This is a genomic window from Hymenobacter sp. 5317J-9 (assembly GCF_022921075.1).
In the GTDB taxonomy this organism is placed as follows: Bacteria; Bacteroidota; Bacteroidia; order Cytophagales; family Hymenobacteraceae; genus Hymenobacter.
On record NZ_CP095050.1, the window covers coordinates 1,932,180 to 1,946,052 of the forward strand.

General features: G+C 68.6%; 6 protein-coding genes. All 6 read left to right on the top strand.

The features are described from left to right. The first annotated feature begins 172 nt into the window (after positions 1-172). The 6 genes from MUN81_RS22685 (at position 173) to MUN81_RS07995 (ending at position 13,813) form a co-directional block, all read left to right on the top strand. On the top strand, positions 173-4,315 hold the full coding sequence (locus MUN81_RS22685; RefSeq protein ID WP_280638269.1) for an ATP-binding protein: 4,143 nt from the start codon (positions 173-175) through the stop codon (positions 4,313-4,315). 370 nt (positions 4,316-4,685) lie between these two features. After that, positions 4,686-5,312, top strand: a complete 627-nt coding sequence (locus MUN81_RS07980) for a GNAT family N-acetyltransferase (protein WP_245116638.1) — start codon at positions 4,686-4,688, stop codon at positions 5,310-5,312. 118 nt (positions 5,313-5,430) lie between these two features. Beyond that, positions 5,431-5,556 carry a hypothetical protein gene (locus MUN81_RS22690; protein WP_280638270.1) on the top strand — a complete coding sequence of 42 codons (126 nt, stop codon included), beginning with the start codon at positions 5,431-5,433 and terminating at the stop codon, positions 5,554-5,556. A gap of 305 nt (positions 5,557-5,861) precedes the next feature. Beyond that, entirely contained in the window at positions 5,862-9,935 is a 4,074-nt protein-coding gene (locus MUN81_RS07985; protein ID WP_245116640.1) for a two-component regulator propeller domain-containing protein, read from the top strand. Between the two features lie 261 nt (positions 9,936-10,196). Then, positions 10,197-10,850, top strand: a complete 654-nt coding sequence (locus MUN81_RS07990) for a GNAT family N-acetyltransferase (protein ID WP_245116641.1) — start codon at positions 10,197-10,199, stop codon at positions 10,848-10,850. Positions 10,851-10,885: 35 nt separating this feature from the next. Continuing rightward, positions 10,886-13,813 carry a tail fiber domain-containing protein gene (locus tag MUN81_RS07995; protein WP_245116643.1) on the top strand — a complete coding sequence of 976 codons (2,928 nt, stop codon included), beginning with the start codon at positions 10,886-10,888 and terminating at the stop codon, positions 13,811-13,813. Positions 13,814-13,873 lie beyond the last annotated feature (60 nt).

Genomic DNA, 13,873 nt, shown 5'->3' on the forward strand with positions numbered 1-13,873 from the left:
GCCTTTGCGCAAAGACTAAGATAGTGCGCTCTGCAGATATTTTGTAGTTTTAGAGCCTGAGGCATCAGCGCAAGCAGGTTGCGTTGCAGGCAATTATCAGGTGGTCGAACCCTGGTTCGCTATGTTGAGCAGACGATTAAGGACGCCTTTTTTTCGCCAAAGGTGGCACGGCTTGCTACCCATTCTACGGTTGGGCTTAGCGCTGCTGGGCGCCTGCCTGCTCGCCCGTCCGCCGGCCGCCCAGGCCCAGACGCTGCCCTCGCGCCGCTTTGGTTTGAGCGAAGGCCTGCCCGAAACCAGCGTGAGCGACCTGGCCCAGGACGGTCAGGGCCGCCTCTGGCTGGTGTCGGAAGTGGGCGCCGCCTGGTACGACGGCCACGAGTTTCATTCCCTCACCACCCGCTCGGGCCTGCCCAACACCCGCGTCACGACCCTTGCCGCCGACCCCGGCCCCGGCGCCAACATGTGGCTGGGCATGCGCGACGGCTCCATTTGCTACTACAACTCGGCCACGGGCCGGGCCCGGCGCATCACGCCGCGCCGCACGCAGGCCCGTTTCGCCCAGGTGCTCACCCTGCTGCCGCAGGGCACCGGCACCAGCCGCCGCCTCTGGGTGGGCACGGCTGGGGGCGCGCTCTACTGCCTGCGCTGGCCCGATGCGCCCATGCCCGGCGACAGTCTGGCCATGCCCGTGGCCCAGCCGGTGCAGGCCCGCGCCGGCTCCGGCGACAAGCCCAAAGCCGTGAATGCCCTGCTGCCGGCCCCAGACGGGGGCCTGTGGGTGGGTTCCGACGAAGGCCTGCGCCTGCTCGACGCGGCCACCGGCCGCCCGCGCCCGCTGCCGGCCGGCCTGCCCGAAGAGCTCCGCTCCGGCCCCGTGGTGGGCCTGAGTGCCGCCCCCGATGGCCGCCTGTGGTGCAGCACACCCGCGGCGGGCCTGTTTGTGCTCGACCCGCCGGCTCTGGGCGGGCGCGTGCGGCGCTACACTGCCGCCCAAGGCCTGTGCTCCGACCGCGTGCTGCGCGTGGTGGCCGAGCCCGGCCGCGCGGGGCGCGTGTGGGCCCTCACCGGCAACGGCCTGTGCTACCTGCCCACGCCCACGGCCCCAGTGGTTCGCTGCCTGCCCGGTACCGGCCTCATCTCGCACAGCTACCGCCGCGGCGACCTGCTGCTCGACCGCGAAGGCAACGTGTGGTCTACTTCGGCCAACGGCCTGACCCAGTATCTGCCCGATGCGCGGTTTGCCTTGTTTGATACGACTGATGGCTTGCCGGGCACCAAAGTATACGCCCTGGCGCCGGCCCAGGACGCGCCCGGAAGCTACTGGGTGGGCACCAACGACGGCCTGGCCTTATTCAGCCCGGGGGCCGCGGGCGGCGCGCGCTGCCAGGCGCTGCCCCGCCGCGAGCCCGACCTGCACAACATAGTGCGGGCGGTGCTGCCCCGCGCCAACGGCGACGTGTGGGTGGGCACCATCCAGGGTGGTTCGGCGGTGTGGGAGGCTGGCAAGCGCCGCTGGCGCTTGCTCAGCCCGGAGATTCCCGCCCTGGCCGAAACCACGGTGGCCAGCATGGCGGAAGACACCCACGGCCGCATCTGGCTGGCCACCGAAACCAACGGCCTCGTTATCTACGACCCCGCCACGGCCCGCATCGAGCAATACGTGGGCCCGCCGCTGGCCGGGGCCCGCCGCCTGATGAAGGTGCTGCGCAGCCGCACCGGCACCATGTGGCTGGGCACCGAAAACGCGGGCCTGCTGCAGGCCGAAGAAACGCCGCGGCCCGGCGGTGCCCCCGGCCTGCGTTTCCGGATGGTGGCACCCCGGCCGGCCGGGGCCGAGCCGCTGTCCATCTTCTCCATCAGCGAAGACCAGCGGGGAGCGTTGTGGATGAGCAGCTTCGGCGAAGGCATTTTCACCTACGACCCGGCCCGCCCGGCCCGCGGCCTGCGCCCGGTGCCGCTGAGCGAAGAGCCCGGCGCGCACCTCGACAATCCGTATTTTGTGCAGTGCGATGCCCGCGGCGACGTGTGGCTGGGCACCACCCGCGGCCTGCTGCGCTACGAGCCGGGCTCCGGCCGCCAAACTTTTTTTGGCTGCGAAGAAGGCTTCATGGGCCAGGAAACCGGCATCAACGCCGTGCTGGCCGAGCCCAACGGCACGCTCTGGGCCGGTACCGTGGCGGGCCTGATGCGCTACACACCCACCGGCGCCCGCCCCAACCGCGTGGCACCTTACCCGCGCCTCACGGGCCTGCGCCTGTTCCGGCGCGACACGGTTCTGCGGCCCGGTGCCAGCCTCCCATATTTTCTCAATCACCTCACCTTCGACTACAGCGCCAACAGCCTCACCAACCCCGGCCGGGTGCGCTACCAGTACCGCCTGCGGGGCTTCGACGACGACTGGACCCGCCCCCTGGCCACGCGCTCGGCCGCCTATACCAACCTGCCGCCCGGCGACTACCGCTTCGAGCTGCGCGCCGCCAACGAGGCCGGCGTGTGGAGCCCCGTGCCGGCCTCGTACTCGTTCAGCATTCGGCCGCCGTGGTGGCGCACGTGGTGGGCCTATGCGCTGTATGCGCTGGGCTTCGGCCTGACCATCTACTGGGTGCGGGACTACACCCGCCGCCGCGAGCGGGAGCGGGCCGACCGCCAGCTCGAGCGCCAGGCCCTAGAGCACCTGCAGGAAATGGACCGGGTGAAAAACGATTTCTTTACCGACATCAGCCACGAGTTCCGCACGCCGCTCACCCTCATTCTGGGCCCCGCCGAAACCCTGGCCGCCGACGCGCCCGACCCCACCACCCGCCACATGGGCGGCCTGGTGCTGCGCAACGCCCGCAAGCTGCTGGCCCTCATTAACCAGGTGCTGGACTTGAGCAAACTCGAAGCCGGCGCCCTGCGCCTGCAGCCCACGCCGGGCGATGCGGCCGCCACCGTGCGGCACCTGGTGGCCTCGTTTGCCTCATTGGCCGAGAGCCGGCGCATTGCCCTGCGTTGCGACGCGCCGGCCACGGCCGTACCGCTGGTGTTTGATGCCGCCAAGCTGGAGGAAGTCGTTACCAATCTGCTGGCCAATGCGTTGCGGTTTACGCCCACGGGCGGCACCGTCACCGTCAGCGTGGCCGAGCTGCCGGCCACGGCCGCCGCGCCCACGGGCCGCGTCACGATTGCCGTGCGCGACACCGGCCCCGGCATTGCTGCCGCCGACCTGCCGTTCCTGTTCGACCGATACTACCAAGCCCACAGCGTGCCCGGCAAGCCGCGCACTGGCACGGGCATCGGGCTGGCGCTGGTGCGCGAGCTCACGGTGCTGCACGGCGGCACAGTGGCCGTGACCAGCGAACCGGGGGCGGGCGCTACGTTCACGCTGGAGCTGCCGCGCGGGCTGCGCTCGGTTGCCGAAACACCACCGCCCGCTGCCGCCCCCGCCCCCGCGACGCCGGCAGCTGGAGCCGAGGACGCCGCAAGCCCGGCCGAATTGGCGCTGCCCCATGCGCCGCTGGTGCTCATCATCGAAGACAACGAGGAGGTGCGCCGCTTTGTGCAAGACACGCTGGCCCTGGAGGGCTACCGCCTGCTGCTGGCCGACGACGGCACCGCCGGCCTGGACCTGGCCCGCGCCGAAGTGCCCGACGTGGTGGTGAGCGACGTGATGATGCCCGGCCTGGACGGCTACCAGGTGTGCGCCGCCCTCAAAACCGACCCGGCCACCAGCCACATTCCGGTGGTGCTGCTCACCGCCAGGTCGGGCCCGGCCGACAAGCTCGAAGGCCTCGAAACCGGCGCCGACAGCTTCTTAGCCAAGCCCTTCAACCCGCGCGAGCTGCGGGCACAGGTGCGCAACCTGCTGGTGCTGGGCCAGCGCGTGCGGGCCCGCTTTGCCCCGGAGCTCGCCCCACAGGCCCTGGCCGACGACGAGCCGGCCAGCCGCCTGGCCGCCCACGCCGAGGCCGTGGCCGGCCTGCCATCCCTCGACCAGGACTTCTTGCGGCGCGTCAACGAGTCGGTGCTGGCACACCTGGCCGACGAAACATTCGGCGTCGACGAGCTCGGGGCCGACATTGGCATGAGCCGCACCCAGGTGCACCGCAAGCTGAAGGCCCTCACCGGGCAGTCGCCGGGCGAATGCATTCGGAGCACGCGCCTCTACCGGGCGCTGGCCCTGCTGCAGGCCCAGGTGGGCACGGTGGCCGAAGTGGCGTACCAGGTGGGGTTTGGGAGCCCGGCGGCATTTTCCACGGCGTTTTCGCGGCAGTTTGGCTACCCGCCCAGCGCCACGGTGCGGCACCACAAAGCCGGCCGTAGCGAAGCCTGAACCTGGCGGCGCGTCTGGCCAGAGTGCAACCCCCTGCCGGACCAGGCGGGCATCGGCTACGCAGGTGTGCGGAATAAAGTGACAGTGCGCCGGGCGCCTTGCTACAAAGGACAATGCATTTGCAACCGATGCGAAAGCCGCGCAACAAGCAAAAACGCATTGGCAACGGGTGCGAAACGCAAAATCGGAGGCAGGCCGTTGTTTTGGCTATCTGCCTTCACAGGATTTCCTGCTGGCTTTGCTCCATAAAAAATGCTACCGCAACCACGTCCTGCCCGCCTCTTTCCGCGGGTTGTGCTGCGGGTGCCAACAGTTGTTCCATTCAGTCTGCCGCCCTCTTCGTCCACGTCATCTTCGCCAGTTGGATAGTATGGTCACGAACCTGCCCGCGCGCCGCCTGGAGCCCGCCGATTTGAGCTGGGCCACGGCCTTTCTGGAATCGGCCTGCTCCGAACACCCCGTGCTGAACTACTGCTGCACCGGCCCCGATGCCCACGGCCAGCGCCTCTGGCTGCTGGAACAGGTGCTGCGTTTTGGCCTGCGCTACGGCCGCGTGTACACCAACGCCGAGGGCAATGCGCTGGCCGTCTGGATTGGGCCCGAGCACCCGGCGGCCACGCTGCGGCGCTTCCTGCGCACCGCCCTGCTGCCCGCCGCGCTCTGGCGCCTCGAATGGGCCGGCTTTCAGCGGCTGCGGCATTTTCTGGTCGCTACCACTTGGCTGCGACGCCACAGCCTCACGGCCAACCAGCACCACTACCTGCTGGCGCTGGCCGTGCGTCCTGCCGACCGCGGCCAGGGCCTGGGCCGACGCCTGCTGCGCGTGACGCTGGCCGCCATGCACGCTGCCCGCATGCCCTGCTACCTCGACACGCAGCAGCCCGCGTTGCTGGCATTCTTCCGGCGGCTGGGGTTTCGCATGCTGGGCGAATGCACTACCGGCCAAGCCCCCGACGCCCCCATCAACTGGGGCCTGGTGCGCGAAGGCCACGCCTGAACGCTCACTCGCTCCGCACATCTCACACCACCGCTACCATACACACCTGAAATATTCCCAACGCTATTTTCACCACGCACTCATGGAACCGCAAGTACCTCATCTGCAATTGGTTTTTTTGTCATCCACCGTTACGTCAGCCTGGTCCATCGGCTGGGCCTTCACCGCCACCACGGCCCCGGAGCCGCGCCCTGCCGCCAACGTCATTCCCGCTCGCCTGCGGCTGGCTGTAATCGCGGCGTAGCTATCAGTTACCGTCCGGCCCACCAGTTCATCGCCACATAACTGCCTTATAACTGCCTTCGCAACAGCCGCCTGCCTTGCGGGAGAAAAGGGTATATATGTTGGGGATTGTATATTACGGACGAGTCTGCCCACTTTGTGGCAACGCTGAAGTTGCCTCGGTGCGCTGGCTCAACCGGTGAACCCCCGGATGCTTCCATGTTCTCACTGCCCGGTTCTGCGGCCCACTACCGGCCGGGGCGGGGCTTATGTCCTTCCATGTTGCCATTGCTACCCGCTGCATGTCGAATGCCCTGGTGGAGCGGTTTGATAAGTCTGCTCGTGTGGGTGGCGGCACCGGTCGCGGCCCAAACCTTGGCGGTGCGCCCATACACCACTGCCAACGGGTTGGTGCAGTCCAGCGTGTATTGCCTGGGCCAAGACCCGGAAGGCCGCCTCTGGATAGGCACCCAGGGCGGCGTGTGCGTGTTCGACGGCAAGGAATTTCGCAACTACGGCGGGCGCGAGGGCCTGCCCGACTCGCACGTGCAAGCCGTGGCCGTGGCCCCCGACGGCCGCACCGTGTGGCTGGGTCAGAAATACGCCGGCCTGGCGGCCCTGGGGCCCACCGGCCGCATCCGGCCGGTGCCGTTGCCGGGCCTGCGTGTGCCCGGCCGCATTGCGGCGCTTTGGGCCAGCCAGACCGAAGTATGGCTGGGTTCCAACGCCCAAGGCGTGTGGCGCTTGCGCTTTTCTTCAGGCCGGGCCGACACCGTGGTGCAGCACTGGAGCGCCGGCCGCGGCCTGCCCACCGACACCGTGGAGTGGCTGGGGCCGGGGCTGCATGGGCGGCAGTGGGCCACCACGCCCAAAGGCGTGGTGCTGTTCGACCGCCGCACGGGCCAGCCGCTGCCTGCCGCGCAGGCGGCCCTGCCCGCCGATTTGCGCCAGCACGCCTACGGCTGCCACCGCGTCAGCGACTCGGTGGCCTGGGTGGGCTCGGCGCGCGGGTTGTTGCGGGTGAGCGCGACGCCCGGTGGGGATTGGCACCTGCGCCGCTACGGGCCGGAGTCGGGCCTGGCCGTGGGGCCGGCGCTGCGCGTGGTGCAGGACCCCGCCGGCCGGGTGTGGGTGAATACCGTGGCCGGCCTGTACCGGGGTGTGTTTCGGGGAAATGTACTTCGCTTTCAACTGATTCTGCCGCGCGCCACCTTCGACGATGACCGTGCCTGCGACGTGCTGGTGGACCGCGAAGGCAGCCTCTGGGCCGCCACCGATGCCGGCGTCAACCAGTACTTGACCGACGAGCGGTTTGCGCAATTCACCACCGTAGATGGCCTGCCCGCCAACCCTGTAACTGCCCTGGCGCAAGCTCGAAGCGGGGAGCTATGGGTGGGAACCCAGTGTGACATTGGCCGGATGCCTTTGGCAACCACTGGCCCGCAACTGCCCGCCCGCCCGCTGGTAGTGCCCGCCCGCACGCGCCGCGGCCACTACGTGCTCAGCCTGCTGCCCGATAGCCGCGGCGGCATGTGGGTGGGCACGCTGGGCGAAGGCGCCCGCCGCTACGACCTGCAAACCGGCCGCTGGGAAACCTACGACGGCAACGTGGAAGGCCTGGCCGGCCAGTACGTGGCCAGCATGGCCGAAGACCGCCGCGGCCGCGTGTGGCTGGTGACGCACCGCCGCGGCGTGACGGTGTACGACCCGACCGACCGCTCGTTTCGCACCTTTCGCAACGGGCAGCGCGGGCTGATGAGCAACAATTTCTGGCAGGTATATCGCGACCGGGCCGGCCGCCTCTGGCTGGCCTCCGACGACGCCGGCCTCGTCAGCGTCGACACCGACCACGACACGTTTCGGCGGGTGGACGGGCAGGCCGGGCGCCTCACCGTGGGCTCCATTAGCGAAGACTGGCGCGGCCACCTGTGGCTGGGCCCGGTGGGCGCGCCGCTGATGCGCTACGAACCCGCTACTGGCCGCCTGCACACCTACGGCCTGCACCTGGGCCTGCAGTCCATCAACCCGTATTTCGTGCAATGCGACAGCGTCGGCCGCGTGTGGGTGGGCACCCATTTAGGCATCGACGTCTTCGACCCTGCCCGAAAAACCGTGCGTTCCTACGCGCCGGCCGACGGCTTTTTGGGCGGCGAAACCGATGAAAATGCCGTGCTTCTCACCGCGGGCGGGCAGGTCTGGATGGGCACCGTGGGCGGCCTCATGCTCTACGACCCCCGCCACGTGCCCCGGCCCGCTATGCTGCCCCGCCCGCGCCTCACCAACCTGCGGGTGAACCTGCGCGATACGGCGTTGCAGGCCGGCCTCACCCTGCCGTATCAGCTGAACGGCCTGAGCTTTGATTTTCGGGGCGTGAGCCTGGCGCGGCCGGGCAGCGTGCGCTACCAGTACCGCCTGCGGGGGCTGGGTGAGGCCTGGGCCGGGCCTGGTCAAGGCACCTCGGCCACGTTTGCCAACCTGCCGCCAGGGCCCTACACGTTTGAGGTGCGAGCCACCAACGGCGAGGGCGGCTGGAGCCGGCCGGCCGCGTTTGCTTTCACCATTGAGGCGCCGTGGTGGCGCCGCTGGTGGGCGTGGGGCCTCTACGCCAGCGCACTGGTGCTGGCCCTGTATGCGGTGCGGCGCCGCACCCGGTGGCAGGAGCGGGAGCGGGCCGAGCGCCGCCTGGAGCGCCAGGCCCTGAGCCACCTGCAGGAAATGGACCGGGTGAAAACCGATTTCTTCACCAACATCAGCCACGAGCTGCGCACGCCGCTTACCCTCATTCTGGGCCCGGCCGAGCTGCTGGCCGACGAGGCCCCCGACGCCGTGAGCCGGCAGCGCGGCGGGCTGGTGCTGAGCCAGGCGCGCAAGCTGCTGTCGCTCATCAACCAGCTGCTGGATTTGAGCAAGCTCGATTCGGGAGCCCTGCGCTTGCACCCCGCCAGCGGCGACGTGGGCCAGCTGGTTCGGCACACGCTGGCCGGTTTCGAGGACCTGGCGGCCCGCCAGGGCGTGGTGCTGCGGCTGGAAGCGCCGGCTGGCCCGGTGCCGCTGGTGTTCGATGCCGAAAAGCTTGATGAAGTCCTTACTAATTTGTTGGCCAATGCCTTGCGTTTCACGCCCGCGGGCGGGACCGTTACGCTGCGCCTGAGCCAGAGCGTGCCCACCGTGGCGGCCCCCGCCGGGACGGTGGAGCTGGCCGTGCTCGATACCGGCCCCGGCATCGGCCCGGAGCACCTGCCGCATTTGTTCGACCGTTTCTACCAGGCAAGTTCCGATGGCCGGACCCAGACCGACACGGGTACCCCGCGGCAGGGCACGGGCATTGGCCTCGCGCTGGTGCGCGAGCTGGTGGCCCTGCACGGCGGCACGGTGGAAGTAAGCAGTACCCCCGGCCGGGGCGCTTGCTTTGTGGTGCGCCTGCCCAAGGGCATGCTCACGGCAGACGCATCGGAGGCGGCCAGCGGCGGAGCGATGACCAGCGCCCCGGTTGCCCCCGCCTACTCCGCGCCGCCCAGTGTTTTGTCTCCGGCGCCGCTGTCCATCCCCGATGACCCGTTGAATGAGCGGGAAGTGGTGCTGCTGATAGAGGACAGCGCGGAGGTGCGGAGCTTCATCGCCGAGGCCCTGGCGGCCGACGGCTACCGGCTGCTGCTGGCCGAAGACGGAGAGGCCGGCCTGGCGCAGGCGCGGGCGGAAGTGCCCGACCTGGTGGTGAGCGACGTGATGATGCCCGGCCTGGGCGGCCACCAGGTATGCGCCGCCCTCAAGGCCGACCCGGCCACCAGCCACATCCCCGTCGTGTTGCTCACCGCCCGGTCTTCGGCCGACGACCGGCTGCTCGGGCTCGAAACCGGGGCCAATGCCTACATGCCGAAGCCGTTTCGGCCGCGCGAGCTGCGCGCCCAGGTGCGCAGCTTGCTACAACTCAGCCAGCAATCCCGGGCCCGCTTTGCCGAACTAGCCGCAGCCGTCCCGGCCGTGAATACGCCCGCCGACGCGCCGGGGGTACTCACGGCTCCGCTGCCCAATCAGCTGGCGGTGCACGCAGCGGCTGTGTCGGGCCTGCCCTCGCTCGACCAGGCCTTTTTGGCAAAATTTGATGCGGCTGTGCTGGCCCATCTAGGTGATGAGTTTTACGGAGTAGACCAGCTGGGGCAGGAGCTGGGCCTGAGCCGCACCCAGCTGCACCGCAAGCTGAAAGCCCTGACCGGCCATGCGCCCGGCGAATACCTGCGCAACACGCGCCTGCTACGGGCGCTGGCGCTGCTGCAGGCCCGGGCTGGCACCGTGGCCGAGGTGGCGTACCAGGTGGGCTACGGCAGTCCGGCCCATTTTAGCACCGCTTTCTCGCGGCAGTTCGGCTTCGCACCCAGCACAGTAGGGAAGGAGCAGGCCTGAAAACAGCGGCTATTCTAGCCAGTTGTTTCATCGGAGGCGGGCCTGCAAAAAGCAGCACTTGGGCAAGAGTGCCGTCCAAAAAAGTGTGGGAAAAAGACAGCAAAAGGGCGGGGGTGCGCAAAAACCAATGTAGTCGCAACGAAACCCAACGCCCTGCTACGTCTTCGCACGCATTTGAAACGCCCGCGGAAACCAGCGGGCAGCTCGTAATTATTCCTTTGCTGGCATCAGCGCCGCTCCGATGAGGCCGCGCTGAAGCTTATGCACCAGCCTCTTCTCATTCGTTCGCATGCTGCCTCCTCGGCCATCCCCCGGCGCCTGGAGGCCGCTGATGTGGCTTGGGCCACGGCACTCCTGCTGCGGGCCACTGCTGCGCACCCGGCCCTGCGCTACGTGTGCGACGGTACCTCAGAAGTCCGCCAGCAATGGCTTCTGAAACAATTGCTGCTGCTGGTGCTGCGCCACGGCGCGGCGTATACCAACGCGCCCGGCACGGCCTTAGCCTTGTGGCTCGGTCCCGCGCAGGCCACCGTGCGCACCACCCCGTGGTGGCTGCTGCCGGCTACCATCTGGCACCTGGGCTGGGCCGGCCACCGGCGCCTGGGCCGCCTGCTGAGCACCATTGCGTGGCTGCGCCGCCACGGCGTGGCCGGGCCGCACCATTTGCTGCTGGGCGTGGCCGTGCTGCCCGAGGCGCAGGGCCGGGGCGAAGGGCGACGGCTGCTGACTTCTACGCTGGCGCTGCGGCAAACGCCGCTGCCCTGCTATTTCAGCACGCAGGTGCCGGCGCAGCTGGCTTTCTACCAAGGCATGGGCTTTGAGCTGGCCGGGCACTGCCCCGTGGGCGACGGCCCCGATGGGCCCCTGAGCAACTGGGGCCTGTTGCGGCCGCCCACAGTCTATCCCGCTCTCTGATTTTCCATCGATACCTCCACTTCTTTTTCAGCAATATGAAGAATATATACTTTCTGAATCGCAGCCGCGGAATCCTGCCGCGCGTGGTGCTGGCCTGCGTGATGGCACTGCTTTTTCCAGTCTTGGTCCACGCCCAAAGCGTGGGCATTGGCGCGGGCACGGTGACGCCACCGGCTTCGGCCGCGCTGGAAGTGCGGGCTACCAATAAAGGCGTGCTGTTTCCGCAGGTGAGCCTGACCAGCCTGACCGATGCCACCACCATCCCAAACCCTGTCACGGCCCTGCTGGTGTTCAACACCAACGCCGCTCTGGCCGACGGCACCGGCTTCTACTACAACGCCGGCACCGCCGCGGCGCCCGCCTGGACCAAGCTCAACACCGGCGCCGCCCCGGCCACCAGCGGCTGGAACCTGACCGGCAACGCCGCCACCGACTCCAGCCGCAACTACGTCGGCACCACCGACGTGAAGCCCGTTCGCTTCGGCATCAACGGCCAGGAGCAGGCCCGCCTGCACGTAAACGGCGCTTTCTGGCTGGGCGGAGCGCCCGTCGGTTCGCCGACTTTCCCCGACAACAACCTGCTCCTCGGCTACCAGGCCGGCAAAACCCTGCCGCCCGGCGCTTACAACAACCAGTACGTGGGCTACCAGGCGGGGCTGAAGGCCACGGGTATTTACAACCAGTTCACCGGTTTTCAGGCGGGCTACAACACCACCACCGGGGCCGAAAACTACTTCAGCGGCATGCGCGCCGGCTTTGCCAACACCACAGGCCAGCAGAATTTCTTTGAGGGCCGCTCGGCGGGCACCGCCAACACTACCGGCAGCCAGAACCATTTTGCCGGCTTTCAGGCGGGCCTCACCAACACCACGGCCTCGGGCAACCACTTTGAGGGCTACCGGGCCGGCCAGGCCAATACCACCGGCGACGAAAACCACTTCAGCGGCTACAACGCCGGGCGCAGCACCACCACCGGCTACCGCAACCTGATGGTGGGCTTCCGGGCGGGCTACGCCAACACCACCGGCCGGGGCAACATTTTCCTGGGCGCCAACGCCGGCCGCCGCAACACCACCGGCGAAAGCAACGTGGCCATCGGGCACGGCGCGCTGGCTGCCGGCACGGCGCCCTACGCCAACGTGGCCATCGGCGACTCGGCCGCCAACAAGCTCACCACGGGTTCCAGCAACGTGTTCGTCGGCGACGTGGCCGGCCAGAACGCTACCACCGCCGACGGCACCGTGGCCGTGGGCCGCTTTGCGGGCAGCGACCTCACCACCGGCGACGACAACGTGTTCGTCGGCCAGCAGGCCGGCGCCCGCACCGTGACGGGCTCCGACAACACCTTCCTGGGCTATTTCGCCGGCGAAAACACCACTTCCAGCAACAACACCTTCGTGGGCGCCAACGCCGGCGTCGACAACACCGTGGGCACGGGCAACGTGTTCATGGGCTTTTTTGCGGGCCACGACAACGTGGACGGCAACGCCAACACCTTTCTGGGCTACGAATCGGGCCTGAATTCTGAATCCAGCTCCGACAACACCTACCTGGGCTACCAGGCCGGCCGCAGCACCCCGGTGGGCGTGCGCAACACCTTTGTGGGCAGCGGCAGCGGCCAGGGCGGCGGGGCCGGCGGCAACTCGCAGGACAACACCGCCCTGGGCTACCGCGCCGGCCGGGCCCTCGATTTTGCCTTCAGCAACACCTTCGTGGGCAGCGAAGCCGGCGTGGTGACCAACACCGGCGGCTACAACGCCTTTTTGGGCTCGAAAGCGGGCTGGAAAAACACCACTGGTGGGGCCAATACCTTTATCGGCTCCGGCGCCGGGCTGTTCAACACCACCGGCGGGCGCAACGTGCACGTGGGCAGCACCGCCGGCCGCAACGGCACCACCGCCGAAGACAACACGATGGTGGGCAACAACGCCGGCTACTCCACCACGGCCAACGACAACACCTTCGTGGGCAGCACCGCCGGCCTGAACAACGTGACGGGCACGGCCAACGTGTACGTAGGCTCGCAAGCCGGGCGTGGCGCGTCGGGCCAGTTCAACGCCGTGCTTGGCTTCGACGCGGGCTCGGGCTCGCTCTCGAACGGCAGTGCCGGCAGCACGGCGGCCAGCAGCGTGGTGCTGGTGGGCTACCAGGCCGGCCAGCGCAACTCGGCCAACGGCCTGACCGCGCTGGGCTACCAGGCGGGCCAGATAAACAGCGGGGCCAACAACACCTTCGTGGGCTACGACGCGGGCGGCACCACCACCAGCGGCACCGACAACACCTTCGTGGGCTCTGGCAGCGGGGGCAGCAACTTCACCGGCAGCCGCATCACGGCCCTGGGCAGCGGCGCAGGCACGGCGCCGGGCCAGCCCGGTCTCACCAATTCCACCTTCATCGGCTACGGCGCCCAGTCGCCCTACAGCAACGTCATGGTGTTCGGCAACGACGATGTGGAGCACTGGATATTCGGCCGCCAAACGCCCGGCCCCGGCGTGCTTGTGGTGGGCGCCGGCGGCACCCAGCCCACCGCCGGCAACGGCGCCTACCTCAGCAACGGCGGTGCCTGGACCAACGCTTCCGACGTGAACCTCAAAGACCACATCGAGCCCACCGACGGGGCCCAGGTGCTGGGCTTGCTGCGCCAGCTGCCCATCACGCGCTGGCAGTACAAGCACACCAACGGCGAAACCCACCTCGGCCCCATGGCCCAGGATTTCTACCGCCTTTTTCACCTCGGCGTCAACGACACCAGCATCAGCTCCATCGACCCCGCCGGCGTGGCCCTCGTGGGCGTGCAGGAGCTGGCCAAGCAAAACGACGCCCTCCAGGCCGAAAACGCCCGGCTCCGCCAGCAGCTGCAGGCGCTCCAATCGGGCCAGGCCGCGCTCGGCGCGCGCCTTACCGCCTTGGAGCAAACGGCTCGCTTCGCCGCGCCCGTTCCGGCTGCGCAAGCAAGCCGCTGAGGTGCCATGTGCCACCGAATACTGCTTCAGCATCAATAGATTACGGTAGATAAGTAGTAG

Bases quoted from the DNA above. Each gene is read 5' to 3' on its own strand.
- MUN81_RS07980 (WP_245116638.1), top strand. From the start codon at position 4,686: ATGGTCACGAACCTGCCCGCGCGCCGCCTGGAGCCCGCCGATTTGAGC.
- MUN81_RS07990 (WP_245116641.1), top strand. From the start codon at position 10,197: ATGCACCAGCCTCTTCTCATTCGTTCGCATGCTGCCTCCTCGGCCATC.
- MUN81_RS07995 (WP_245116643.1), top strand. From the start codon at position 10,886: ATGAAGAATATATACTTTCTGAATCGCAGCCGCGGAATCCTGCCGCGC.